Source organism: Breoghania sp. (assembly GCF_963674635.1).
Lineage (GTDB): Bacteria > Pseudomonadota > Alphaproteobacteria > Rhizobiales > Stappiaceae > Breoghania.
The window spans coordinates 806564-832201 of the sequence record NZ_OY771475.1 but is presented as its reverse complement, the minus strand read 5'-3'; the positions used below and the strand labels follow the sequence as shown (position 1 = coordinate 832201).

Sequence of the window (25638 nt, the reverse complement as noted above, 5' to 3'; positions counted from 1 at the left end):
GAGCGGACGCCGCCTCTCCACTCCCCCAGTCAGAGCCCCCAGTAAAGGCTCTTCGCCTGCTGATAGGACCGCATTCCCTGCAACCCCTTCTCCCGCCCTGAACCGGACAGCTTGAAGCCGCCGAAAGGAGCCGCGATGGAGAGCTGCTTGTAGGTATTGATCCAGACCGTCCCGGCCTCCAGCGCCCGTGCAACGCGCCAGGCCCGGCGGTAGTCGGCAGTCCAGATCCCTGCGGCAAGGCCAAAGGCACTGTCATTCGCATCGGCAATCAGCCCCGCCTCGTCCTCAAAGCGCATCAGGCAAAGGACGGGACCGAAGATCTCTTCCTGCGCGACGGTCGCCCGGTTGGACACACCGCCGATGATCGTCGGCAGATAATAGGCCCCGGCGTCGTAGCTCGCGCCTTCAGGGCGACGCCCGCCGGTAATGATGTGGCCGCCTTCGGCAAGCCCCTTGGCAACATAGCCTTCCACCCGTTCGCGATGCGCGAATGAGGCGATCGGGCCCAGCGTGCTCTGCGGATCGGAGGGCGGACCGACGCGCATCGCCTCCGCCTCTGCCACCAGCAGCGCGGTGAATTCCTCCGCCACCGACCCTTCGACGAAAAGCCGCGAACCGGCGACGCAGGACTGCCCGGTGCCGCCGAAGATGCCCGAGGCGACCGCCTTCGCCGCAGCCTTCAGGTCGGCGTCGGCAAACACGATATGCGGCGACTTGCCCCCCAGTTCCAGGATCAGCGGCAACAATCGGTCCGCCGCTTTGCGGGCGATCGACTGTCCGGCCTCCGTGCCACCGGTAAAGCTGATGAGGTCAACGCCTGGATCACCGGTCAACGCGACGGCGGTTTCCACCCCACCCGTCACGACGGAGACCAGCCCCTCCGGCAAGCCCGCATCCATAAGGCAACGCGCCAGAGCCAGCGTGACGAACGTGGTCGTCTCGGCCGCTTTCAGCACCACCGCGTTGCCAGCGGCAAGTGCTGGCCCCAATTTCTGCGCGCCCATGGTCAGCGGTGAATTCCACGGCGTCAGCGCCGCGACAACGCCATAGGGCTCGTAGACCGTCATGTTGAAATAGGCCCCGCGCGATGGCGGCACCTGTTCCTCGCTGCATTCGCAAACGGCGGCGTAGTAACGCAGGATACCGGCAGCCGAGAGCGCCTGGGCGCGGCTTTCCGTCCGGGTCTTGCCGTTCTCCAGCATCTGCAGTTCCGCAAGGTGATCGACCTGGCGCTCAACCTCGTCTGCGGCGCGGCCCAGCACTCGGGCGCGCTGGTGGGGTTGAAGCCCGGCCCATCCGCTGTCTGCGAGCGCCCGGCGTGCAGCGGCCACCGCCTCACTCACCTGCGCGGGAGAGGAGGCGTGGACCGTGCCGATCGGGCTGCCATCGGCAGGGTTTGTCACCGTGATCTCGGCCCCGTCGCCCTGGACGGGGCGGCCGCCGATCAACAGCGGCTCGGCGCTGCCCGGGACTGGCATTTCGGCGCTCGCGGCAAGAAGGGGCATGTGGTTTCCTTTCTAGAAGCCAAGATAGGCGGCACGGATCTCGGGGCTTTCGAGCAGGGCACGCCCCTCGCCTTCCAGGGTCACCCGACCGGTTTCCAGGACGACGCCGCGATCAGCGAGCGCCAGCGCCATATGGGCGTTCTGTTCGACCAGAAGGACCGTGATCCCCTGTTCGCGATTGATTTCGGTGATGATGCGGCCCAGTTCGGCCACGATGATCGGTGCGATCCCCAGCGAGGGCTCGTCCAGCAGCAGCACCTTCGGCCCGGCCATCATCGCCCGCCCGATCGCCGCCATCTGCTGTTCGCCCCCCGAGAGCAGGCCAGCCATCTGGCGGCGACGCTCGCAGAGCCGGGGGAAGTAGTTGTAAACCTGCTCAAGCCCCGCCTTGCGCTGGGCGGCGGAGCCGACCGTGAAGGCGCCCATCAGCAGGTTCTCCTCCACGCTGAGGCGGGAGAACATGCGCCGCCCCTCAGGCGAGAGGGCAACGCCGTTGGCAAGGGCCGAACTGGGATGCGGCGCAACCTCCGCCCCATCGATCGTGATGGAACCGCCGGACGGCGCGACCATGCCGCAGATCGCCTTCAGCACCGTGCTTTTGCCGGCGCCATTCGACCCGACCAATGCCGCGATCTGACCTGCGGCCACATCGAAGCTGACGCCATAGAGCGCCTGAACGGGCCCATAGTGCACGGCCAGGTCGCGGACTTTCAATTCACTGGACATGCTCGCCTCCCGCCGCACCATCGATAACTGAATCCGCACCCAGGTAAGCCTCGATCACCTTCGGATTCTCGCGCACCTCGGCTGGTGTGCCTTCGGCGATCTTCTCGCCGTGGTCGAGCACGACGATATGGTCGCAAAGCCGCATGATGAGCCGCATGTGATGTTCGACGATCAGCACCGAGAGCCCGAAACGTTCCTTGATGGTGACGAGAATGTCGGCGAAACGGTCGACCTCCTCAGGGTTCAACCCGGCCGCCGGTTCATCGAGCAGCAGAAGACGCGGCTGCGCGGCAAGGCCGATGGCAACGCCCAATCGCTTTTGATGACCGTAAGGCAAGGTGCCAGCCAACCGATCAGCATGCGGGGTCAGCGCCAGCGCGTCCATCACATCGTCTACGGTGCGCCGCGCCGCGGCTTCTGCCTCGCGGGCGCGCGGCCCGCCAAAGAGCGCCGCCACCGGCCCGCATCTGTGTCGCACGAGAGCCGAACGCAGGATGTTCTCCCGTACCGTGGCATCGGGAAAGTTGGTCGCCGACTGGAACGTCCGCGCCAACCCTTTGGCGACCACCTCGTGGGGACGCAGCCCCGTAAGGTCTGCGCCTTCGAAGGTGATGCGGCCGGAGGTCGATTGCAGGGTGCCGGTGATGCAGTTGAAGCAGGTGGTCTTGCCCGCACCATTCGGCCCGATCAGCCCGGTGATACGGCCCGTTCCGGCGGAGAACGTAATGCCGTTGAGGGCGGCCAGCCCGCCGAACCGCTTGCCCAACCCTTCGACCTGAAGAAGCGTGTTAGTCATGTCTGGTCCCCTTTTCCGGTCCGCAACCTGTCTGACAAGGACATCAGCCCGCGCGGCAGGAACCTGAGCACGACGATCAGGATCACACCGTATGCGATGTGCTGATACTGCTCGATCCCACGCAGGAATTCGGGCAGCGGGGTGAGGAACAGCGCGCCCAGCAACGCCCCGAAAAGGGCAAGCCTGCCGCCGACGACCAGCATGATCACGTAGGACACAGACAGCTGGAAGGCGAAGGTCTCGGGCGAGATGAAGCCAATGTAGTGGGCCATGATGGCGCCCGCGAAGCCGGCAATCGCCGAACCGATCGTGAAGGCGATGCTCTGGACCCGAGCGGTCGGCACACCCGCCGATTCCGCAAGCACCAGGTTCTCCTCGACCGAGGCGAAGGCGCGCCCCATGGGTCCGCGACGCAGGAGCCACATCAAGGCCATGACGACCGCAAGACAGCCCAACGCGAAGATGTAGACGCTTTGCTTGCTCTCCAGCGCCATCCCGAAGAGAGAGATCGGCGGGATATTGGCAAGTCCGCTCGACCCGCCCGAGATGCCGGGGAATGCGAGCATGGCAAGCCGGAAGAGCTCGTTCAGCGCAAAGGTGATGAGGACGAAATAGACGCCTCTGAGCCGCAACAGCGGCGAACCGATCGCATAGGCGACCAACCCGGCCACGATGGCGGCTGCAGGCAGCCCCACCATCACGGGCATGCCCAGCCTCGTCACCAGCAGTGTCGAGCAATAGGCCCCGATGCCGACAAAGGCACCATGGGCGAGCGAAAGCTGTCCCACCCAGGCGATGATGGCCAGTCCGCCGGTCGCGATGGCCGCGATGCAGACCATGATCGCGACATGGTATTCGAAGGCGTTGCCGCCGATCAGCGGATAGGCAGCGCAAAGAGCGAGCGCCGCAGCAGCGATCCACCTACCCGTCGACGACGCGCCGGGGGCATTTGTTGTGGGGGCCAGCGGCTGAGAAGACTTGGCGTTCATAGCTCACCCCGCCCGAGAAGGCCCGAGGGCCGCCAAAGAAGAACCGCGACGACCAGCCCGAAACTGATGATGTCGGCCGCAGAGGCACTGATGAAGGAATTGGCGAAGCTCTCGATGACGCCCAGCAGCAACGCCGCCAGCGCCGCACCGGGGATCGAGCCAAGCCCACCCAGGATGACAACGATGAAGGCCTTCAGCAGCGGCGTGGCCCCGATGAAGGGCGACACACCGAAGAGCGGCGCCATCAACCCGCCGGCAACACCCGCAAGCCCGACGCCGAGGCCCAGCCCCAGCGGGTACATCAGCTCCAGACGGACACCGTAGAGCGCGGCGATCTCCTGATCCTGCACCAGCGCGCGCAGGGCCCGCCCGGTGCGCGAGTGCATGAGAAAGAAATAGAAGCCAATGAGGATCACCGCAGCGATCCCGAGCGTCACCGCGCGCGACTTCGGCACGATGAACTGCCCCAGGTGATACACACCCGATGCCAGCGACGGCATGGCCTGCGGATCAGGACCGAAGAGCAGCAGCGCCCCGTTCTGCAGGATCATCGCAAGCCCCAGCGAGGCGATCATTCCCGACAGTTCGTCCTGCCGGAAGGGGCGAAAGACGACCCGTTCGACCACCGCACCCAGCAGGATCGACACGACAACGATAAGGGCGAGCGTTGCCCAGAAGGGAAGCCCCAGCCAGGTCACCCCGATCAGGGCGAAGAAAGCCCCCAGCATATAGAATTCGCCGTGGGCGAAGTTGACGATCCGCATCACGCCGAAGACCAGCGTGAATCCAATCGCCATCATCAGGTAAAGCGTGCCCAGTACGATCCCGTTCAGGAGCGACTGCACAATCAGGTAGGTTATCATCTGCACGGGTCCCCTAGGTTTCTCGCGCGACAGTTACGCGCCGTCTGGGGCTGAGCCCCAGACAGTGCATTTTCGTCACTCGCAACCTTTGGTGGTGCACTTGGCGACGACTTCTTCCTCGCCGTCATGAACCTGGGCGATGTAGAACGGCGCGTCGAGCTGATGCGCGATGCCGTAGACATCCTTGCCGGTCCAGTTGACCGTGCCGGTCACACCCTTGAAGTCCCGGATATTCTCAAGCGCCGTCTTGACCTGGTCGGTATCCGTTACGGTGCCCGCATCCTGCATCGCCTTGAACAGCATTTTCGTGCCGTCATAGAAGAAGGGTGAGAAACCGTTCATCGACTGGTCGAAAGTCTTGACGTAGCGCGCTTCGTAATCCGCCTCGGCCTTGTCGTTGGGGTTGAAGGCGGAGTGGACATACATGCCCTCCGTCGCCTGCTTGCCCGCGACCTTGACGATGTCCGGCGTCGCCGGGCCGCCAGTGCGGATGATCTGGCCGGTGAAACCCAGGTCACGCGCCTGCTGCACGATCTGACCCGCCGTCACGGGCGAGTTTCCGTCCAACTCGATCGCATCGACACCCTGGGCCAGAAGCCGGGTCAACAGCGGCACGAAGTCAACGCGATTGCGCTCGAAGAACTCGGTGGCCATCTGCGCGCCAGCATCGCCGTAAGCCTTGCCCAGATCATGCGCGATCGACTCGCCCGTCTCGTCGTTGGGAAAGAGCGCACCGACCGTCTTGATATTGAGGTTCTTCACCAGCCAGCTGATCTGCGGAACCGCGACCTCGGCGGTCGTCGGGTTCGGGCGGAACGTATAGGGATGGTCCGGCGAGATCGCCTTGGGCGTGAACCCAAGCGTCATCGTGATGACCTTGTTCTTGTCGGTGATCGGCTGGATCGCGAGGATCGGGGCGGAGCCCACCGTGCCGATGATGTACTTCACCTTGTCGTCATAGACGAGCCGGTTGGCGGCGGTCACCGCCTCGTTTGCCTTGTAGGCATCGTCGTAGGCAATCACCTCGACCTTGTAGCTGTCGCCACCAACCTTCAGGCCGCCATCCTTGTTGACGTCCTCGGCCGCCAGCTTCGCGGCGTTGAGCATCCCCTGCCCCCAGGCCGCGCCAGCGCCCGAAAGCGTCACCAGAGCACCGACCTTCAGCGTCTTTTCCTGCGCCTGGCCCGCCGTTGCGGCGAAGGCCATGGCCGTAGCGGCCAACAACACACCTGTCAGTTTCATTGTGTCTCCTCCCTTGGGTAGTCTCGCGGGGCTACGCCCCAGCTTCATGGCAACCAGGGCCCTCAGGCCCGGTCTTTCGGGGCTCGCCCCGCCTCCTTCGTCTCAACACGCCCGACGGCCCGACCTTATCCTCGGCGATCAGACAACCCTTGCGTGTAGACCGACTGTCGACATTGGCTACGATACCGACCGTGAGTCGGTCTCATCAGCAGATCATTTGTTGCATATTTGACGAAACGTCGCGGCGGATCAATCTTTTTTTGGACCGTATGTTCCGCCCAGCGGATCATTTGTCGATTTTTTGTTGTATCCAGAGGAGCATTTGTTCTATTTTCGAACTCCGCATCGCCCCTTGAGCACGAATTTCCGCGCTTCGGGCGCAACCTCTGCATCTTGAGCCCGGAGCGCCTGAGACCCCGGAGTGCCTGACCCTCTGACGGCCCGCGCGCCAGATCTGCCCCAGCCGACAATACGGAGACCGACATGACCAACCCAGCCCCCGGAAAAGCGACATCCGGCCTTGCCACCCTCGGATTTGCCGGTCTCGGCGTGATGGGGGAACCGATCTGCCGCAACATCGCCGTCAAGTCGGGCGCGCCAACGAAGGTGTTCGACCTGTCGCCTGCGCCGATGGAGCGGCTGGCCGGGCACGGCGCCACGCCGGTGCCCGATCTGAAAGCGATGCTGGCGGAGGTGGATATCCTCTTCCTGTCCCTTCCCGGCGGCCCGCAGGTCGAGGCGGTGATCCGCGGCGAAAACGGGGTGCTTGCCCATGGACGCGAAGGGTTGATCGTGGTGGACATGTCGACCGCGCCCGTGGCCCTGACCCGCGAGCTTGCACAGGAGCTGGCAGAGCGCGGCATCCGCTTCGCCGACGCCCCCGTCGCCCGCACACGCCAGGCGGCCGAAGATGGCACCTTGTCGATCATGGTCGGCGCGGACGACGCACTCTTTGCCGAAATCCGTCCCTACCTTGCCCATGCGGCGACCGATGTGACCCATTGCGGCCCCGTCGGCTGCGGACAAGTCGTGAAGATCCTCAACAACATGGTTCTGTTTGAGAATGTCGTCGCGCTCTCCGAGGCGCTCGCGCTTGGAAAGTCGGCCGGTGTCGATTGCGACCTTCTGTTTGACACGCTTTCGAAAGGATCCGCCGACAGTTTCGCGCTGCGCAACCACGGGATGAAGGCGATGCTGAAGGACAGTTTCCCCGAAGGCGCCTTCCCCACCGACTATGCGTTGAAAGACGTGAGCTATGCGCTCGACCTCGCACAGACCACGGGCGTTCATGCGCCGGGCGCGGAGTTGGCGCAGGCGCGGATGGAAAAGGCGCGCGACGCCGGCTTCGCTGCCCAGTACTTCCCCGTCCTCTCCCGCGTCGTCGACAGGGCTTGAGGCATGGAGGACCAGAGCGATTGGGACGTCCTTGTCGCCGGTGGGGGCAACGCCGCACTCTGCGCCGCGATTGCGGCGCGGCGCGCCGGGTGCCGGGTGCTGGTCGTCGAGAAGGCGGACACCTTCAACCGGGGCGGCAACACCCGCCACACCCGCAACATGCGCTGCGCCCATGACAGCGCGACCGACACACTGACGGGCCCCTACACGGCGGCGGAGTTCGAAGAGGATCTGCTGCGGGTCACCGGCGGCAACACCGATCTGGCGTTATCGCGCATGATGATCGAACGCTCAAAAGACATGCTGGGCTGGATCCAGGAACAGGGGGTGCGCTTCCAGCCCTCGCTTGGCGGCACGCTCAGCCTCGGGCGGACGAACTCCTTCTTCTTGGGCGGTGGGCGGTCGATGCTGAACGCGCTCTATCGCACCGCGACACAACTCGGGGTCGAGATCCGTTACGAGCACGAAGTAACGGGGCTGGAGATCGAAGGCAGTCACTTCCGCGCCGCCCATATCCGCCATGCGGGCGGCGAGAGCCGGATCGCGGCCAAGGCCTTCATCGCGGCCAGCGGCGGGCTGCAGGCCGATTTCGACTGGCTGGAGCAAGGCTGGGGCGAACGCGCGCGCAACTTCCTGATTCGCGGCACGCCGAACAACACCGGCACCGTGACCCGCATGCTGATCGATGCAGGCGTCCAGCAGATCGGCGACCCGACCCAATGCCATGCCGTTGCCATCGATGCCCGCGCGCCGCGCTATGATGGCGGCATCATCACCCGGCTCGACTGCGTGGTCTTCGGCATCGTCGTCAACCGCGAAGCCAGACGCTTTTATGACGAAGGCGAGGATATCTGGCCCAAGCGCTATGCCATCTGGGGGCGGTTGGTCGCCGAGCAGCCCGAACAGATCGCCTATATCGTGTTTGACGCGCCGAACCTCACCCGGTTCATGCCCTCGCTTTACCCGCCAATCAAGGCGGACACCATCGCGGAACTGGCCGAGAAGCTCGACCTCGACCCCGCGGCGCTGAAGGCGACGGTGACGGAATTCAACGCTGCTGTCGTGGGGGACCGCCCCTTCGACCACACCGAGCTTGACGGAAACCGCACCCAGGGACTGGAAATCGACAAGACCAACTGGGCCCAGCGGATCGAGACGCCGCCTTACTATGCGTTTCCGGTGCGGCCCGGCATCACCTTCACCTATCTGGGCGTCAAGGTGGACGACCATGCGCGGATGCTCATGGCGGACGCAACCCCAGCCAGCAACATGTGCGCGGCGGGCGAGATCATGGCGGGCAATGTGCTGGGCCAGGGCTACGCCGCCGGCATTGGCATGACCATCGGCGCGGTTTTCGGCCGTCTGGCCGGAGAAGAGGCCGCCCGCATGGCACGCCGCACCGCAGCGCCGCAGGAGGAGACCGCGTGAAGGACATCCAGCTTCCCACAGACACCGTCCCCCCGTCGGATTTCACCCCGGCGCAGACCGAGGCCGCGCGGCTGATGACCGTGTGCAATTCCTGCCGCTATTGCGAGGGCCTCTGCGCCGTCTTTCCGGCAATGGAACTGCACCGCGATTTTTCGGCCGGAACGCTCGACCACCTGGCGAGCCTCTGCCACAGCTGTGGTGCCTGCTATCACGACTGCCAGTTCGCTCCGCCCCACGAATTCTCCATCAACGTGCCGCAGGCTCTGGCTCGGCTTCGCACCGAAAGCTACGCGCGCCACGCCTGGCCCGCGGCTGCCGGGGCGCTGATCGCACGGGGCGGCCTGACCCTGGGGCTCGGCACCGTCGCAGCCATAGCCGCGCTGTTTATCGGGTTGATCATGTGGAACGCGCCCGGCGCGTTGTTGACAGCCGGAGCATCGCCCAAGGGCTTCTACGCGTTGATGCCGCACGGGGCGATGGTGGTTCTTTTCGGCCTCGCTTTCTTTTGGGCGCTGCTCGCCACCGCCATGGGCGCGCGAAACTTCTGGCGCGCGGCAGGAACGCCAACCGGGCTTCCCGACCATCTTCATGCCGCGCATGATGCGGCACGGCTGACCTATCTGGATGGCGGCGGCGTCGGCTGCTACAACGCCGACGACCAACCGACGGACCGACGCCGGCTCTGGCACCACCTCACCTTCTACGGTTTCCTGCTGTGCTTCGCGGCAACCTCGGTCGCGACGCTCTACCATTACCTGCTGGGGCGCGAGGCCCCCTATCCGTGGTGGGACCTCCCGGGTCTTCTCGGCATCGCCGGAGGGATTGGGCTTGTGATCGGAACGGCAGGCCTGTGGCAGGCGAAATCGGATCGGCTGGAGGACCTCAAGGATCCGGAGAGCGCGGGGCTTGACCGCGCCTTCATCGCGGTGCTCTTCCTGCTGGGCCTCACGGGACTCTTGTTGCGCTTCTTGGGCGAAACCCCGGTCATGGGCCCGATGCTGGCGCTGCACCTGGGCACGGTGCTCGCCTTCTTCCTACTCCTGCCCTATTCCAAAATGGTCCACGGGCTCTACCGCTACCTTGCATTGGCCCGCTACGCGCGAGACAAGCACTGATCGGGGCGGACCTTTCGCTCCAAGGCGCGCAGACGGCGACCTGAGCCCTTTCGCCAGCCCCTTGTGGGGCTGGCTTCTCGAGCAGCAGGTCGCAAGGCCGCCAAGCGTCGCAACTCCCTCCCGAAAAATGCAGATGTGCCGTACGGTAGTGCGAGTGCCTGTGATGCGCTAAATTCGCCCCAGAACCGCTCAAACAGGGGTTTGAACAGGCTTGGGGGGAGCGTGCGCATGGGACGGGACATCATCATTGTCGGAGCCGGGATCACCGGCGTGGCGACCGCGGAATGGCTACGCAGGGACGGCTGGAAAACAACGCTGATCGATCCGGTGGAACCCGGCTCTCCCGACCAGACCTCCTACGGCAATGCGGGCATGTTGGCGCGCGCCTCCTTCATGCCGGTCGCCTCCGCGTCCCTTGTCCGCAAGGCACCGGCGATGATCCTTGATCCCGGCTCCCCGCTCTACATGCGCTGGTCCTATCTGCCCCGCCTGCTTCCCTGGCTCATCCCCTTTTTCCGCAATCTCGCCCGGGACAGATGGGTCCCGATCACCGAGGGCCTGGCTCAGGTCACCTATGATTGCAACGACCAGCACATGGCGCTCGCCAGAGGCACCGGCGCGGAACGCCATATCCAGCGCGGCGAATGCGTGACCCTCTATCGTCGCGAGGAAGAGTATCTGTCCGACCGCCTGAGCATGGAGACCCGCCGGAAATTCGGTATCGAGCCGCGATCCATCGATCGGAACGAGCTGCGGGAAAGGGATCCGAACCTCGGCCCCGCCTATTCCTTCGCGACCGTCCTTGACGACTATAACTGGCTGACCTCTCCCGGCGATTATGTCGCCGCCCTCTTCGCCCATTATCGTGCGCAAGGCGGGAGCTTCGTCAAAGGCAAGGTGGTCGACCTGACGCCGGGCGCCACGCCTTCGCTCATACTTGATGGCGGCCAAAGTCTCAGCGCCGACAAGATTGCCCTGACCGCCGGTGTCTGGTCCGGACCTCTGGCGAAAAAGCTCGGCGTGAAGGTCAGACTGACGGCAGAGCGCGGCTATCATCTGGCCATAAGGAACCCTGCCTTCACCGCGCCGCACCCCTATATGGTCACGGACGCGAAAATCGTCGTGACGCCCATGGAAAACGAATTGCGCGGGGCTGGCATGGTGGAGTTTGCCGGTATCGACGATCCGGCGCGAGACGAACCAGTGGCTCTGCTCCGAAAGGCTTTTGCGCGGCTTTATCCCGCATTGGACCTGGTGGAAACGGAAAGCTGGATGGGCCGTCGCCCGACGACACCGGACAGCCTTCCGATCCTTGGCGAAGCCAGCAGCGCGCCCAATGTTCTGCACGCCTATGGCGGCCAGCATGTCGGCCTGACAATCGGCCCGAAACTCGGCCGCCTCGTCGCGGATCTGGCCGCCGGCAGGACGCCGAACATGGATCTGGCCCCCTACGCCCCCGACCGGTTCTGAGCCTTGTCCCTCACCTGCCCGCTTGCGGCGCCCGACCGACCGCTTCGGTTATCGCCCCTTCGCGGTCCTGTGCAGTCCGAAGACCTGCGCCAGAACCTTCCTGATGATGGTGACGCAGATCATGAGGGCGGAGAGGACTATGATTGCCGGATCGCTCAGTCACATTGCAAAGGAAGGGCGACGATCCGAACAGGCCGGGCTCCCAGTGTCTGCACCTGTTCCTCGGATGGCCGAACGGGCAACGGACCTGCGGGCCGCGAAGAGACCCAGAGATCGCGCGGATCGACATCGGGCGGAAGCGCGATCTCAGTCGACGCGAGTGCGCGGCCACGCCCGCGAAAATCGCGAAACTTCACCCGCATGAGATGGCGTGAGGAGGTGTTGATCTCCAGATAGTGCCTGCGCGGCACGACCGCCTCTCCGAAATCGACGATCAGTCGGAAACGGGACGTTCCCGCGCGCAAGGCGATAGGCTGGATCAGTGCTGGAGCCGGAGCGCCCGTGGTCTCGGGAAAGCGCCTGCTGCGCCGCATCTTGCCCGTGCGCACGCGCCCGCCTGCATGCACGCAGGCATCGATTGCGCGTATGCGGCGCAGATGCCGCAGCCGGAAAAAGCGTCGGGCCAGTCCGCTCACGCGCGAATGGCCATCGCGTGCGCGAAAGAGAAACAGAGCTTCCAGCGTTTCAAGGCTCGGCAGCAAGCCCCTGGGACGCAATGTCTGCAAAACAGTTTCCGGCACACCCAGGCCGAGCCGGTTGGCCATGTAGGCAAGCGCGATATGGACATGCGGCCCGATCTTCAGTCTGTCGACGTTTTCCAGAAAGAGAGACCAGTCGACCTCGCCCGCCTCGATCATCCCGGCACAATCGACGATCCAGTCCGCATGGTGGAGACTGTCCATCGTTCCATGCGCCAGAGCGATCGTGAAGCGGTCCGTCGGGCACGGCACCATGACCCGCGCGCCCAGAAAGTCATGTTCAACGGCGCGAGCCCAGATCCCGGTCTCGGCGGAATTGTCTCGGGCAACGGTGCGATAGACCCGGCTATGGATATCGATATCGCCATTCGGCGCCTTGACGAAATTGATCCCGTGGAAGCCAGCCCCAAGGGACCTCAGATACAACATCGAGGCCCCATGATCGGCGCGCCATCCATCCCCATCCAGCACATCGAGCACCGCCGGAATGGTCTCCGGCTGAATGACGACATCCACGTCATGCGCGACGCGCCCTTTCAGGTTTGCCATATCAAGCGCGCAAAAAGACGCCCCCTTGATGACGAGCACCTTCACCTGTGCCGCAGTCAAAGCCTGAAGCACGGGCTCGGCGGCCTTCAAGGCGATACGGGATTTGCTCCAGAGCATCCGCGCGATCCCGTCAATCCGACCGCGTTCCGGGATTTCCAGCCTGGAGGGCGGAAACCGCATCGCGATGCGCACGAGCAGACGCTGCTCGGCGAAGGTGACATCGTCAAAATCGGTCTGGTCGAGCCACGCCCGCAAGGAATCCGCCGCGCGCGCCTCATGCGGACAGGCGGCGGCAATGATCAGCAATTCCTTTGGCCCTTGCGGCCAGGCCCATTCGATTGAGGGAAACCGGCGCGCCATTATCCGCCCTGCTGCTGACGTCGGCGCAAGATCGCAAGACGTGCGGCATGCAGATAGCCGCCGTCGCGCTCCGGCGTCTGTTGATGGCTCAGGCTGCCGGGCCGGATACGGCGCAGCGCCAGCGGCTCCTCCAGCATGGCAAGCCGGTGCCCGCCTTCGCGAACACGGGCGAGCCAGTCGATCAGATCCCCGCATCCACCTGGCGGATCCACCATCGGCCCGACCGCATCAAAGACGTCACGCATCATGACCATCGTGGAGCGAAGCCAGCCAGCCGACGGCTTGCCCGGCGATTGCGCCATCAATGGCGTGCCGTGCCGAAAGGTCCGACAGTGGGAAAAGACGCCCGCCAATGAAGGCTCAGCCGCAAGGCGGGAAAGCTGGATCTCCATCTTGTCGGCCGCCCACAGATCATCGCAATCGAGCGTGGCCACGACAGGTGCCGAAGCCCGTGCGAACCCGGCGGAGGTCGCAGACCCGACACCCCGGTTTTCCTGACAGACAAGGATGATATCCGCGCCGAGCTTCCGAACGACGTCCACCGTCGCGTCCGTCGACCCGTCATCGACGACGATAATCTCGACCGGGGGCCTGCTTTGCGCCCGGATCGAGGCGATCGCCTCCGCGATGAAGTCCGCGCCGTTAAACGTCGGGATGAGGGCTGTGTAGGGGGGCATTCTTCCAGCGTTCCAGTTCCGCGACATGCGTGTCGGTCAGAAAGCCTTTCGGCAAGGGGGCTCCGCCGATCTTGCGACGGCGATTGGCAGCGCGCAGCATCGCCCGCGTGATTTCGCGACGTGCCTGCTCAACATCATCGGTCACGCTGCCATGGTTGCGCCGGTAATAGACACCGATATCGTGATCGACGGCATGGACAATATCGTGCTCGAAAATTCTGAGCAGGAACTCGGTATCCTCCGACTGGCTGAGCGTCTCATCGAACATCCCGGCCCTGCGGATCACCCCCGAACGAAAAAGCCCGGCCCCAAGCTGGATCGGGCGTCCGTCAAGGATGCGTCCATCCGGCGAAGGCGCAAGTGCCTCGCCGTCCTCGATTTCGAAAAACCGCGTCGCGCAATAGAGCATCTCAAGCGCGGGCCGCGCTTCGAACTTGGCGAGATCGCGCTTGAACCGCCCGGCTGGCGAGAGATCATCCGCATCGAGAAAGGCGACGAAATCCGTGTCGACAGCCATGGCGGAAAGGCAGGCGTTTCGCGTGGCGGAAATGCCTTCATGGGGGCGTTCGATCAGGCGGATCTCCGGAGCCTCACGCGCCAAATCGCGGACAATCTGCACCGTGCGGTCGCTCGATCCGTCATCGGCCACAAGGATCTCCATTTCCACCGCATCGCGCTGCCGCAAAAGCGAACGCAGCGCCGAAGCGACCGTTCGTTCGGCATTCCAGGCAGGCATGAGAACCGACAGTTTCATGGGGCGCTCCTGCCCAGAAACTCGCGCAGGAAACCGGCAACTTCCGCAGGATCGGAGCCGAGCTCGACCCGCCATGCTGGCAGACGGCGGCAAAATTCAGCAAGAAAGCTCAGATCCGCCCGCCAGGCGCCGAAAAGCTGCGCGAAGCTGCTGGGCGCCAGCGCCATCATCGCCTCCTTGGCGGAGGCACGCCGCGCGCGGGTCGCCTCTCCTCCCGTCACCGACGGCAACAGGATTGCCTGCCCTTTCAAGGCCTGCGCGCCGGATCCGGGGCAAAGCCGCTCAAACTCGAATTCCAGCTTGCCCTGCCAGTTCGGCCCCTGAAGGCAAGGATCCGCCGGATCCACGCCCAACCGGCGCAATCCATCGCGATCCTGCTTCATGATCTTGACAAGCGGGCGGGCGATCACGCCATCGGCACAGAGTTCGGCGAGCACGTAATCGTCCCCGACACTCTCAAGACCGTCCAGAATGCCGCAAAGCGTGGTGCCGGACTTTCCAGCCCCTCCAGCCCCGGCGAGAAAGACACAGTCGCCATCCAGACCGACGGTTCCCGCATGAACGAGCGGTCGTCCGATGCCGTGCATCGCCCAGTGGAGAAAGAGGCGCAGCGGAACCGAAGCTTCCCAGGGCGGGGGCGTCTCGGGTGTGGGCATCAGTTGCACACCCTCCCCCGTTTCCGGATCATAGAACTGCCACAGATCAAGCTCGCGATCGTGCAGCCCGAGAAGATTGTCCGCCTCCAGCGCGTCGCGGATCGGGCCGCCCCCGATCACATCATCCGTCCAGATGCAGCGCGGCATATCGGGCACGGTCTGGCCGTCGAGCACCGTTAGCCGCAAGCCGGCTTGCGGCGTCTCTGCCATCGGATCTATGGCATAGACCCGTTCGCAGGCCTGCGCATAGGCGGGATCGGAGACGGTGAGATCGAGATCGAGGCCATGCAACCGCAGACGACGACGGGTCAGCCGCCCCTCGCCAAGGGAGCGCGCAAAGGCCAGCGCATCCCGAGCAAAGACCGCCAGGTCCTTGCGGGCGACGTCACGAACCGGGCTCAGAACGACACTGCGGCGGTCTGATGAGGCCACCCTGCGGACTTATCGACATCGTGGACGGGATCTGCCCGGATGAGATCGGCAAGATCATCGAACGCCTCGATTGCAGGCGCGTCCGCCGCCGCTTGAAGCGTTGCCAGCATATCCGGCTCCAGACGGGGCTCTCCGTCCTCGGGCACCGCAACCAGCAGATTGTGCCCGACGAGGCTCTCGACCAGCGGGCCCACGGACCGCCCCCATGCCTCTTCGATCGCCTGCGGCGCGAAACCCGCCGTCAGCAAGCCCCAGATGGCGCTCGCACTGCGATTAAAGCTGAAATAACAGCCGGTCTTGAGATCCAGAACGACGAGCTCGCCGTCAAATTCCTCGCACACGATATCGGGCCCGCTCAGCGCGAACTTTTCATAACTGCTCATGACATGATTTTCATTCGTATATTCTACATATTCAGGAACCGTAGTGGAACGCTGCACTTGACGCAACGCAGCATTCCCTTTGTGCCGGATAACACCTGCGTGTTGGCGATACAAGCGCCCCCTCCTTCTGGGGCAGACCGCGGGATTTCCGCGCTTCAGCTGAACATGTTCCTGTCAGTGACGAACCGGTACGCCCTGCCACGACGGTCTGCGTACCCCCCTCCCATCAGCACAATAGTCTGATTTTGGAATCACCTGCCCAAAGGTAACATTGGCGAATGGAACCCGATTCTCCCTCACCTTGCCAGAACGACCGCGAAGAGCCCCACGACGCGGAGGAGCTCCTTGCCAACGCGACGCAAACCGCCACCTTCCGGCTGGCGGACCTTCGCGGACACAGGCCAGTCCACGGTGCCGCTATTACGGAAATACGACCTGGCGGACCGGTGGATCAGGGGAGCTTCTGCGGTTTCAGCGACAGCGTTGGGCGGGTGGAAGTCCAAGTTACACAGCCAAAACTGAGGGTTCTGGCCGCGGGCTACATCCCTTTGGATTTCACCTACACAAAAACGACAACCCTGATCATGACACCCCTGCATCCCGCCGCCTATAGCGGCTTCTGTCCGGGGCAGCTCAGGGCGATCTGGGTTCCGGAAGACGGCAGCGGAACGCATTTCGAATTCACAGCCGATGGCCTCATGCGAAGCGCCGGCGACCGAAATGCGCTGATGACCGCGGGCTATACCGCCTATTCCCTCGTGAAAGCGGGATACTGGATCGGTTATGGCGAGCCGGTGATCGGCAACACCGACTGGTGTACGCTCTCCACGCGCGACTATCGCTATCCGATGAACGGCAAATGGCTGACCGCGCTGGACACCATCAATCAGTTCCGGTTTCCCGAACCCGCCGTCATGGTGGCGCGCAACAGTTCCCGCAAGGATCGCGAACACCGATACAAGCTCTACAATTGACATGCCGCGCGACGCACCGCCGGTAAGGCTGCAAGAAGAGAGAGCGCCTCGCAGATGAGCATAGAGAGCGATGCCCGCTTCTGGGATAAGTTATCCGGCAAATATGCCAAGCACGCGATCTCCGATCCCGCCGGCTATGAGCGTACGCTCGATTGCACGCGAAAATACCTCACCCCACAAAGCCGCGTTCTGGAGCTGGGCTGCGGAACGGGCAGCACCGCGCTTCGTCTTGCGGGTGACGTGAAAAGCTATCTGGCAACGGATGTCTCACCCGCGATGATCTCCATCGCCAGGTCAAAGCAGGCCGAGCAGCCGATCCCGGGCCTGACCTTCGAGAGCGGGACCGCGGAAACGGTCGGTGAAACCGGTTTCGACGCGGTCCTCGGCTTCAACTTCCTGCATCTCGTACGCGACCTGCCCGGCACCTTGCGCCGGATCCACGCGCTGTTGAAGGATGACGGGGTGTTCATCTCCAAGACGCCCTGCGTGGGCGACATGAACGTGTCCATCCGGCTGGCCATTCCCGTCATGCAGGCGATCGGCAAGGCGCCCCATGTCTGTGTTCTGCGCGGCGCGGAGTTGGGTGACACCATCGCGCAGGCAGGCTTCCGCATCATCAAGAGCGAAAGCCACGCCGCCAAGGGCAACGAGCCCCGCCCCTATATCGTCGCGCGAAAGATCTGAGGCGTTGGTCAGCCGCCGCCGATCATCGTGTTTGGCAGGATGAGGGAGATCGAAGGGAACGCGAACAGAAGCGCCAGCGTCAGCAGCATCGCGATCCAGAACGGCAGCACACCGACGAAGATCTCCCCGAGGCTGATATTCGGCGCGACCGACTTCACGATGAAGACGTTGATCCCCACCGGCGGCGAGATCAGCCCCATTTCCAGCGTGAGCACCACCAGAACGCCGAACCAGATCGGATCGATGCCGAGCGCCACGATGACCGGAAAGAAGATCGGCATCGACAGCACCAGCATGGTGAAGCCTTCCAGAAAGCACCCCAGCACGAGGTAGCACAGAAGGATCAGCGCCAGAACGCCAAGCGAGGGCAACGCCAGATCGCCGAGGAAGGCCCCGAGTGCCTGCGGGATATGAGACAGCGCGAGAAACGGGTTCATCATGTGCGCCGCGATCAGGATCAGCATGACCGTGGCTGTGGTGACGACGGAATCCTTCGACGCGCTCCAAAGGCTCGCCAGGTTGAGATTGCCGGAGACGAAGCCGAAAAGGATGACCAGCGCCGCGCCCACGGCAGCCGCCTCAACGGGTGAAAACAGCCCGCCATAGATGCCCCCGATGGTCAGCACGATGACGCTGGTGATCGGCAGCGCGCCCATCAGACTGCGAACCTTGCCCTTCAGTGTCGTGCGCGGCCCCGTGGGCGCAAGCCCGGGCCGCAGCCAGCACATCACCGAGATCGTCACGATGAACATGGTGAGCAGCAACAACCCCGGCAGCACGCCCGCCAGAAAGAGCCGCCCGATGCTTTCCTGCGCCAGGATCGCGTAGATGACGAAGCCCGTGGAGGGCGGGATCAGAATGCCCAGCGTACCGCCAGCGGCCACCGAACCGGCGGCAAGCTTCGGATCGTAGTTGAAGCGTTCCATCTCGCCGAGCGACACCTTGCCCATGGTCAGGGCGGATGCGACCGATGATCCCGACAACGCTGCAAAGCCACCGCACCCGATGATCGTGGCCGACGCCAGACCGCCACGCACCCGACCGATCAAAGCATAGGCCGCATCGTAGAGACGACGGCTCATGCCGGTCTCTGAGGCCACATTCCCCATCAGGATGAAGAGCGGAATGACCACCAGTTCCGAAGACGAGGCGAGCGTGAAGCTCTCCGACGCCAGAAGGCTTGTCGCCGCATCCCAGTTGCGCAGGGCCGCAACGCCACCGAAGCCGACGGCGAACATCGCGAAAGCGACGGGAACGCGCAGCACCAGCAGGCCGAGGAGGATCACCAGGCCCGTCACGCCAATCGACATGTCACTCATTCCGCATCCTCGACCGTCCGGCCATTATGCCCTTTCAGCAGCAGAAAGGCGGCGCGCATGGAAAGCCCGAAGGCGGTGATGAGCGCAAAACCCGCCAGTGCATACTGGAACCAGGCCTTGGGCAGGCGGATGATGTTGGTGGACAGGTTCAGCAACCGCGAAAGAGCAGCACTTTCCAGCACCGTCCAGGCAATTCCGAAAAAGATCGCTGCCCCCAGAAGCGCGGCCAGCACGTCCGCCGCATGGCGCAGCCAGCGCGGCATGTGCGGCTCGAAGAGGTCAACGGACAAATGCCCGTCGAGACGTTCGCACAGCGCCATTCCGCCAAAGACGACGATGACCATCGCCATGGTCGAAATATCCTGTGCACCCCTCAGCGGCGCGCCGAAATAGCGCCCGATCACATCGCTCAGGATCACGAGAACCTGTGCGAGGAGACCGAGCGTTCCGATCAGGGCGGCCAGACTTGTCAGCCGCGCCGCCCATTGGTCGAGACGGGCAAGCACGTCAGTTTTCGCCCCGCATGATGGCCAGCGTATCTTCTGCCCCGAGTTCGGCGGCGATCTTGTCGGCAAGCGGCGCGGTCAGGGCATCGAAGGGCGCGGATTCCTCGGCGCTCAGTTCGATCACCGTGTTGTCGCCGGTCGCCTTGATGGCTTCGATTGTGGCTGTCGCCTTGGCGTTCCAGCCATCTTCGGCAGACTTGGAAAGCTTGCGCCCGCGGATGCTGTCAATGGCCGCCTTTTCTTTCTCGCCCAGCGCGTTGTAGCGACCCTCGTTCATCACGAAAAAGAACGAGATCTGGCCAAGCGACGGCCCGAGCGTGTAGCTGTTGGCAACCTCATCGAGCTTGAAGTCGGCGATGGCCGAAGAACCGGTGACAAGCCCATCGATCAGGCCGGTCTGAAGGGCGTTGTAAAGCTCATTGGCCGGCATCTGTACGGGTGTGGCGCCCAGCGCCTCGATCACGCGCCCGGCAGCCGCGCCAGAAACGCGGATCTTCAGACCCGCCAGATCCTCCGGCTTGCGGATGTCATGATCCTTCATGATGAAGACATTGGGCTCCGCCATGTAGAGCGCGAGCGGAACGGTGCGCGGAAACTCGCCGGAAATCTTGCCCGCATCGAAGGCGTCCCAGAGCATGTCATACCCGGCCCGGCCCGGCCGCTTCACGCCCGGCAATTCCGAAAGCATCGTTTTGGAAAACTGTGAGGAGGTGTAGCCCGGCAGCCCCCAGGTCACGTCGGCCACGCCCTGAACCGCCCGCACATACTGCTCCAGCGGACCGGCGCCCAGCTCACCGCCGGGATAGACATGGACCTTGAGCGCGGAGCCGTTGGATTCGGCGGCCTTTGCAAAGGGCTCGACAAGCGAACTGGTGATTACGTGCTGCGGCGGCACGAAATGCGCGACGCTGAGATCCTCGGCCATCGCGGCGCTCGCCACGGTAAGCCCGGCTGCGACACAAGCCGCACGAGTGAAGCTGATCATTGTTTTTTCCTCCCACTTGGCCCGCCCAGGGCGACACCCCCCGGACGATGCGCTTGTTTTTTTTAAACGGCTTCTCCCAAAGCCGTTATTTGGTCATCGGATCGATTCGATGAGCCTGAAACCCGTCCGCCAACCGCAACAGGCGGATATCTCGCACGATGCCGCCGGTGGCGAAAGGGTCTCCTTCCGCAAAGGCGCGCGCGTCCGTCTCCCGCGCGGCCTCCAGAATTCCGAAATGCCCGCGCGCAGTGCCGTCCTCGTGCCAGATCGCGCTGCCCACGAGAACACGGGCAAGCCCCTCACCGCCGGAGGCGACCCACGCCCGATGCTCGGACCGCAACCGGTCGCGGTCCGCATCCTTGTCGTGGTGATGTGTGCATTCCATTAGAAAAAACATCAAGCCCCTTCATTTTCCAGTACGACCATTCCGGTTCCGGTCATGGAGGCGGGTGAATAGTAGTGGCTGTGAACCGTGCGGACGTTTTCATTCAGCGCGGCGCGCATGACCAGCCACATGATCAGCTCTGCCCCCTCCGAGCCGAACGTCTCGACATAATCTTCCCGGCTCATCTCGCGATATTTCTGAGGATTGGAGCCGATTTCCGCGATCCACGCCTGATCCGCGGCCTGGTTGATGAAGCCCGCGCGCGCGCCCTGAAGCTGATGGGAAAGCCCGCCCGTCCCCAAAATCGCGACCGTCTCATCCTGGTCCCAGCTTTCGATCGCAGCCCGCAGGGTCTCGCCCAGCTGCCACATGCGTTGCGGGGTCGGGATCGGATACTGGATCGTGTTGACGAGGATCGGCACGACCTTGACCGGCCAGGCCTCCGGTCGGCCGAAAAACAGCTCCATCGGCACCTGCAGCCCATGATCGACATCGAGTTCGGCGCAGACGAGCGGGTCGAAATGGTCCTCCACCATCTTGTCGACCAGATGCCAGGAAAACGCCTGCGCGCCTTCGAAATCGGGAATGGCGCGCGGGCCCCAGCCTTCATCCGCAGGCCGGTAGCGATCCGCAACCCCGACGGCCAGCGTCGGCACCTTGTCGAGGAAGAAGGTATTGCCGTGATCGTTGAAGATCACCACCGCAATATCCGGCTTCTTTTCCGCCATCCACGTCTGCGCCGGGATATAGCCGTCAAAGAGCGGCTTCCACTCCGCGCTGTCCCTGAGCCCGCGGTCAAGCGCAATGGCAATCGAGGGAACATGGCTCGTTCCGAGCCCACCAATGATCCGCGCCATGCCTCTACGCCCCCTTCTTGCTGCCTTGATCCGCAACTGGCTTCTTGCCGAGCCGCTCGCGCAGAAAGTCCTCGTGCGCCATGCCCGCCTGCGCCGCGCCGATTGCCGTGATCGGCACCGGGTCCACGGCGGAGATTTTCAGGATGTAGAAGAGATTGCCGCCAAGGCGGACCATCTCCTGCCAGTCGCGCGCCGAAACCGCGGCCTTCTGCTCCTCCGTCAGGCCGAAGCGCGCCATGTAGGCGGCTTCATCCGCGACAAAGGCCGCCCGGTTTTCCGGCCGAGAAAGCCCGTTGGCCATCTTGTTGAGTTCATAGCCGGACTGCGCCCTCGCCCTGTCGAAAAGCGGGGTCTCAGGAATGCGGTCGCCGTCCTCACGGCTCTTCACGGTAGGCACGGTCATCTCTCCCTCCGGTTGGGGGTAAGAAAGGGGATCAGGATTTCGGCCACCGCGTCGGGCTGTTCGACGGGGGCGAAATGCCCGGCATCCTCGATGATTTCCAGACGCGCATCCGGCAACAGAGCCAGCATGTCCTCATGCTGGACAACCGGGCTCCACACATCCTGGCGTCCGACAACCAGAAGCGTCGGACATGTGATCTCGGACAGATAGCGCGAGGCATCGGGACGCCCGACCAGGGCGGCGATCTGGCGGGCATGTTCTTCCGGATCGCGGCGCATGACCATTTCGCTCAGCGCCCCCATCAGGGTGGCATCCTCGTGCCGGTCGGGATGAACCATGCCGGGAAGCCAGCGCTCCGCCAGCGCGCGCATGCCGTTTTCGCGCGCAAAGGCGACGATCTCGGCCCGCTTCGCAGGCTCCCCCTCCTTCAGAGGGTGAATGCCGGTATCCAGCAGCGCCAGACGCTCCACCCGCCCCGGAGCCATGCGGGCCATTTCCATGGCAATCCGCGCGCCCATCGAATGGCCGGCCACATGAAGAGGCCCCTCGGCCAATGACAGGCAATGGCGCGCCATCTCGCTCAGATTGTCCATGCCTTCCAGATGCGGCACGACCGCCTCCGGCATGGCGCGTGTCACCGGCTCCCAGACAAAGGCGTCGCAGAGAAGCCCGGGGACGAGAAGGGTCGTGGTCATAGGGCTGCCAGGTCGTAACCGACCGCCTCCAGTTCAGATCGTTGGATGGGAGACACGGCCAGTTTCTTGCGCGCCTGCATATGCGTCTTCGCGTCGTTGACCGTCTCCACGGCGGAAAAGCGGTCGCCCGCGAACCGGAACACCGCCCCGTCCGCCCGCCGCACGGTGTCATCGGCAGCGCAGGAAAGGCCCGCGATCTGAAGCTTGCAGTCGGCCTGATCGGACCAGAACCACGCAACGGCCGCGTAAGGCGCATCGGCCCCTTTTACGAGACGTTTCGCGATGAGCCGGGCATGATCGGTCGCCGCCTGAACGGATTCCAGACGGACCAGCCCCCCCGTCGCCGGATCGGGAAAGGCACAGCAATCGCCAAGCGCGGAGATCGCCGGATCGGCCGTCAGAAGCGTCGCGTCGACCACGATGCCATTGTCCACGGCAAGTCCAGCGGCTGCGGCCAGTTCCGTGTTGGGAACAACGCCTGCGGCCATCAAGACAAGATCAGCCTCGACGCGCGCGCCACTGGCAAGCGCGATGCCCTCCGCATCGACGGCCACCACCGGATCGCCCAGATGAACCGTGGTGCCCATGCCCTCATGCAGGGCGAGGAACCGTTGCGATGTCTCAGCAGAGACGACGCGCGCCATCAATCGGGGCGCGGCTTCCGCAACCGTGACCGTATGGCCAAGCGCGCGCGCGACCGCTGCGAATTCCAGACCGATGAACCCGCCGCCGATCACCGCGCAACGTTTCGGCGTATCGAGTTCAGCGCGCAGGCGGGCGGCATCCTCAAGCGTGCGCAAATCCAGCGCCCGCTCGGCGCCAGTGATGGGCGGGCGCAGGTTGCGTGTGCCGGTGGCGAGGATCAGATGATCATAGGGGAATGCGCGATCGCCGGAATGAACCGTGAGCGCGTCGCGGTCGATCCGATCAACCCACACATGATCAATCAGCTCGATCTCCTTCTTTTCAAAGAAGGTTTCCGGCCTGAGGCGCAACGCCTCCGCGTCCCCCGTCTTCAGATAGGCCTTTGAAAGCGGCGGACGCTGATACGGCAATCCGGGCTCGGCGCCGATCACCGTCAGCCGCCCCGCATACCCTTCCTGCCGCAGACTGATGGCGGCCTGTACCCCGCCCTGCCCGCTGCCGATGATAACAATCCGATCCATCGGCTCAGACCTGTTCCTCGGGCAGATAAACCCGCAATCCATCGAGATCGGACGTGAGCTTGATCTGGCAGGACAGCCGCGAGGTCGGCGTCACCTCGGAAGCCGCGCATTCCAGCATGTCGTCTTCGCCGTCATTGCGCGGGCCGGTCTTGTCGGCCCAGGCCTCATCGACATGACAATGACAGGTGGCGCACATCATGGAGCCACCGCATTCGCCGACAATGCCTTCGATATTGTTGTCGAGCGCCGTCTGCATCACGTTGGCGCCGGGCTCTCCCTCGACGGTCGTTTCCGTACCGTCGAAGGCGACATAGGTCACCTTGACCATGGATTTCCTCCAATTTTCCTTGGGAACCGTCGCGTCTGTCCGGCGGTCGTTCAGTTCAGCACGACGGGCAGATTGATCGGGCCACGGAAGCCGAAGCCCCGCCACATCACAGCGCTCGGATCAGGCAGCGTCATGTCCGGGAACCGCTCAAACAGCGCCGGGATCATGATCTCGCCCACGGTCCGACGGGCGATATGCGCCCCGGCACAATGATGCGGGCCCGAGCCGAAAGCCTGATGCAGGTTCTTCGGGCGGAAGACCTGGAAGCTCTCCCCGTCCTCAAAGAGCTCCTCATCCCGGTTGGCGGATGCCTGAATGGTCATCACGACATCGCCCTTCGGGATGTCGTAGCCACCGATCTCGGTGTCTTCCATCACCAGCCGCGAGGACGCCTGGATGGGCGCGACCCAGCGCACGCCTTCCTCGAAGGCCGCCCCCCATGCCTCCTGACGCCGCACTTCCTCAAGCTGATCGGGATTGGTCAACAGACCATAGATGATGGTCGCCATCGCATCGCGCGGCTCGTTGATGCCGCCGCCAATGGCGATCTTGATGTTCGCCACGATCTGGCTCCACGGGATCGGATCCGCCGCATTGACCATCAGCGACAGGGCGGAATCGTTCGGCTCTGCCTTGTGACGCGCCGCGCAAGCCTCGATATGCGCGTCCATCTCCGCATTGGCCCGATCCGTGACCACGAACGGCTCCGGATCCCAGCCGAAATTGCCCGCGCCGTCGATCAGGTTCTGCGACCAGCGCATCATCTGTTCGTCCGTTGCGCCTTCCAGCCCCAGCACATGAATGAGAATGCGCGCCGAAACCGGGCCGCAGATCTCCTTGTAGAGATCCACCGCCTCGCCCCGCTTCAGCCGGTCGAGATAGGTCGCGGTGATGTCACGATAGACCTGCGCCCAGTTCGACTTGATGACCTTCGGCGTATAGGCCTTCTGCATCGCCATGCGCTCGCGGCGGTGCTCGTCGCCGTCCTTGCGCATCAATGTGTGGGCATTGAAGGCGCGCTGCATGGGCGTGTGCGGATCATCGGAGCTGAAAAGGTCCGGATCGTCTTTCACACGCTTGGTATACGCCGCCTTCGTCAGAAAGGTCCGGTTTGCGGATTCCACGCGCACCACGGGCGTTTCCGCCCGCATGCGCCGGTAAATCGGATAAGGATCAAGCGTGAGTTGATCGAGCCTCACGTCTTTATCGATCGGTGCAAGTGCCATGTCGCGGTCCCCTCCCAAAGAACGCTGGTAAAACAGCTTGGCAAGTTGGTATCTATCTAGCAACACGATCTG

The 25638-nt window shown here is 63.8% G+C and carries 27 protein-coding genes; 6 read left to right on the top strand and 21 right to left on the bottom strand.

Annotation, left to right across the window (positions count from 1 at the left end):
* Positions 1 to 29: 29 nt before the first annotated feature.
* The 6 genes from ABGM93_RS03700 to ABGM93_RS03675 form a co-directional block, all read right to left on the bottom strand.
* The gene (locus tag ABGM93_RS03700; RefSeq protein ID WP_321503615.1) at positions 30 to 1505 is read right to left on the bottom strand and encodes an aldehyde dehydrogenase family protein; all 1476 of its coding nucleotides are present in this window, start codon (positions 1503 to 1505) and stop codon (positions 30 to 32) included.
* 12 nt (positions 1506 to 1517) lie between these two features.
* Positions 1518 to 2231 carry an ABC transporter ATP-binding protein gene (locus ABGM93_RS03695; RefSeq protein WP_319773533.1) on the bottom strand — a complete coding sequence of 238 codons (714 nt, stop codon included), beginning with the start codon at positions 2229 to 2231 and terminating at the stop codon, positions 1518 to 1520.
* Positions 2221 to 3027, bottom strand: coding sequence for an ABC transporter ATP-binding protein (locus ABGM93_RS03690; RefSeq protein ID WP_321503613.1), 807 nt, complete (start codon positions 3025 to 3027; stop codon positions 2221 to 2223). The genes ABGM93_RS03695 and ABGM93_RS03690 overlap by 11 nt, the downstream gene beginning before the upstream one ends.
* Complete coding sequence (locus ABGM93_RS03685) at positions 3024 to 4016, bottom strand: branched-chain amino acid ABC transporter permease (protein WP_321503611.1); 993 nt, start codon at positions 4014 to 4016, stop codon at positions 3024 to 3026. Before ABGM93_RS03685 ends, ABGM93_RS03690 begins: the two co-directional genes overlap by 4 nt.
* The gene (locus ABGM93_RS03680) at positions 4013 to 4879 is read right to left on the bottom strand and encodes a branched-chain amino acid ABC transporter permease (protein ID WP_319773530.1); all 867 of its coding nucleotides are present in this window, start codon (positions 4877 to 4879) and stop codon (positions 4013 to 4015) included. The genes ABGM93_RS03685 and ABGM93_RS03680 overlap by 4 nt, the downstream gene beginning before the upstream one ends.
* 75 nt (positions 4880 to 4954) lie before the next feature.
* The gene (locus tag ABGM93_RS03675; RefSeq protein WP_321503608.1) at positions 4955 to 6121 is read right to left on the bottom strand and encodes an ABC transporter substrate-binding protein; all 1167 of its coding nucleotides are present in this window, start codon (positions 6119 to 6121) and stop codon (positions 4955 to 4957) included.
* 483 nt (positions 6122 to 6604) lie between these two features.
* Between ABGM93_RS03675 and ABGM93_RS03670 the strand changes: the two genes are divergently transcribed.
* From ABGM93_RS03670 to ABGM93_RS03655, 4 genes are all read left to right on the top strand, one after another.
* The gene (locus ABGM93_RS03670; protein WP_321503606.1) at positions 6605 to 7516 is read left to right on the top strand and encodes an NAD(P)-dependent oxidoreductase; all 912 of its coding nucleotides are present in this window, start codon (positions 6605 to 6607) and stop codon (positions 7514 to 7516) included.
* Positions 7517 to 7519: 3 nt separating this feature from the next.
* Positions 7520 to 8944 (top strand): FAD-dependent tricarballylate dehydrogenase TcuA, encoded by a 1425-nt coding sequence (tcuA, locus tag ABGM93_RS03665; RefSeq protein WP_321503604.1) that lies wholly within the window; start codon positions 7520 to 7522, stop codon positions 8942 to 8944.
* A gap of 74 nt (positions 8945 to 9018) precedes the next feature.
* Entirely contained in the window at positions 9019 to 10059 is a 1041-nt protein-coding gene (gene tcuB, locus ABGM93_RS03660; RefSeq protein ID WP_321505721.1) for a tricarballylate utilization 4Fe-4S protein TcuB, read from the top strand.
* Between the two features lie 228 nt (positions 10060 to 10287).
* Entirely contained in the window at positions 10288 to 11529 is a 1242-nt protein-coding gene (locus tag ABGM93_RS03655) for an FAD-binding oxidoreductase (RefSeq protein ID WP_321503602.1), read from the top strand.
* Between the two features lie 155 nt (positions 11530 to 11684).
* Here the strand turns inward: ABGM93_RS03655 and ABGM93_RS03650 are convergent, their stop codons facing one another.
* Genes ABGM93_RS03650 through ABGM93_RS03630 form a run of 5 tightly spaced genes read right to left on the bottom strand, consistent with a single transcriptional unit; the run spans position 11685 to position 16038 of the window.
* Positions 11685 to 13136: a nucleotidyltransferase family protein gene (locus ABGM93_RS03650; RefSeq protein WP_321503600.1), complete on the bottom strand. Its 1452-nt coding sequence runs from the start codon at positions 13134 to 13136 to the stop codon at positions 11685 to 11687.
* Positions 13136 to 13813 (bottom strand): glycosyltransferase family A protein, encoded by a 678-nt coding sequence (locus tag ABGM93_RS03645; RefSeq protein ID WP_321503598.1) that lies wholly within the window; start codon positions 13811 to 13813, stop codon positions 13136 to 13138. The genes ABGM93_RS03650 and ABGM93_RS03645 overlap by 1 nt, the downstream gene beginning before the upstream one ends.
* Entirely contained in the window at positions 13779 to 14567 is a 789-nt protein-coding gene (locus tag ABGM93_RS03640; RefSeq protein ID WP_321503596.1) for a glycosyltransferase, read from the bottom strand. Before ABGM93_RS03640 ends, ABGM93_RS03645 begins: the two co-directional genes overlap by 35 nt.
* Complete coding sequence (locus tag ABGM93_RS03635) at positions 14564 to 15655, bottom strand: serine kinase (RefSeq protein ID WP_321503594.1); 1092 nt, start codon at positions 15653 to 15655, stop codon at positions 14564 to 14566. The genes ABGM93_RS03640 and ABGM93_RS03635 overlap by 4 nt, the downstream gene beginning before the upstream one ends.
* Positions 15622 to 16038, bottom strand: coding sequence for a hypothetical protein (locus tag ABGM93_RS03630; protein ID WP_321503592.1), 417 nt, complete (start codon positions 16036 to 16038; stop codon positions 15622 to 15624). Before ABGM93_RS03630 ends, ABGM93_RS03635 begins: the two co-directional genes overlap by 34 nt.
* A 584-nt stretch (positions 16039 to 16622) precedes the next feature.
* Here ABGM93_RS03630 and ABGM93_RS03625 point away from each other — a divergent pair.
* Positions 16623 to 17012, top strand: coding sequence for a hypothetical protein (locus tag ABGM93_RS03625; protein WP_321503590.1), 390 nt, complete (start codon positions 16623 to 16625; stop codon positions 17010 to 17012).
* A 54-nt stretch (positions 17013 to 17066) separates the two neighbouring features.
* On the top strand, positions 17067 to 17696 hold the full coding sequence (locus ABGM93_RS03620; RefSeq protein WP_321503588.1) for a class I SAM-dependent methyltransferase: 630 nt from the start codon (positions 17067 to 17069) through the stop codon (positions 17694 to 17696).
* Positions 17697 to 17704: 8 nt separating this feature from the next.
* On the opposite strand, the gene ABGM93_RS03615 is transcribed toward ABGM93_RS03620, so the two are convergent.
* The 10 genes from ABGM93_RS03615 to ABGM93_RS03570 all read right to left on the bottom strand — a co-directional run bounded on the left by ABGM93_RS03615 (position 17705) and on the right by ABGM93_RS03570 (position 25566).
* Positions 17705 to 19015 carry a TRAP transporter large permease gene (locus ABGM93_RS03615; protein WP_321503586.1) on the bottom strand — a complete coding sequence of 437 codons (1311 nt, stop codon included), beginning with the start codon at positions 19013 to 19015 and terminating at the stop codon, positions 17705 to 17707.
* A complete protein-coding gene (locus ABGM93_RS03610; protein WP_321503584.1) occupies positions 19012 to 19521 on the bottom strand; it encodes a TRAP transporter small permease in 510 nt (169 codons plus the stop codon). The genes ABGM93_RS03615 and ABGM93_RS03610 overlap by 4 nt, the downstream gene beginning before the upstream one ends.
* Position 19522: 1 nt before the next feature.
* Entirely contained in the window at positions 19523 to 20506 is a 984-nt protein-coding gene (locus tag ABGM93_RS03605; protein WP_321503582.1) for a TRAP transporter substrate-binding protein, read from the bottom strand.
* Positions 20507 to 20591: 85 nt separating this feature from the next.
* Entirely contained in the window at positions 20592 to 20903 is a 312-nt protein-coding gene (locus ABGM93_RS03600; protein WP_321503580.1) for a YciI family protein, read from the bottom strand.
* Entirely contained in the window at positions 20903 to 21748 is an 846-nt protein-coding gene (locus ABGM93_RS03595; RefSeq protein ID WP_319773513.1) for a class III extradiol dioxygenase family protein, read from the bottom strand. The genes ABGM93_RS03600 and ABGM93_RS03595 overlap by 1 nt, the downstream gene beginning before the upstream one ends.
* A 4-nt stretch (positions 21749 to 21752) precedes the next feature.
* Positions 21753 to 22151: an extradiol ring-cleavage dioxygenase gene (locus tag ABGM93_RS03590; protein ID WP_321503578.1), complete on the bottom strand. Its 399-nt coding sequence runs from the start codon at positions 22149 to 22151 to the stop codon at positions 21753 to 21755.
* Positions 22148 to 22846, bottom strand: coding sequence for an alpha/beta hydrolase (locus ABGM93_RS03585; RefSeq protein ID WP_321503576.1), 699 nt, complete (start codon positions 22844 to 22846; stop codon positions 22148 to 22150). Before ABGM93_RS03585 ends, ABGM93_RS03590 begins: the two co-directional genes overlap by 4 nt.
* On the bottom strand, positions 22843 to 24012 hold the full coding sequence (locus ABGM93_RS03580) for an FAD-dependent oxidoreductase (RefSeq protein WP_321503575.1): 1170 nt from the start codon (positions 24010 to 24012) through the stop codon (positions 22843 to 22845). The genes ABGM93_RS03585 and ABGM93_RS03580 overlap by 4 nt, the downstream gene beginning before the upstream one ends.
* 4 nt (positions 24013 to 24016) lie before the next feature.
* A complete protein-coding gene (locus ABGM93_RS03575) occupies positions 24017 to 24340 on the bottom strand; it encodes a 2Fe-2S iron-sulfur cluster-binding protein (RefSeq protein WP_319773509.1) in 324 nt (107 codons plus the stop codon).
* Positions 24341 to 24390: 50 nt separating this feature from the next.
* Positions 24391 to 25566, bottom strand: coding sequence for a cytochrome P450 (locus ABGM93_RS03570; protein WP_321503572.1), 1176 nt, complete (start codon positions 25564 to 25566; stop codon positions 24391 to 24393).
* Positions 25567 to 25638 lie beyond the last annotated feature (72 nt).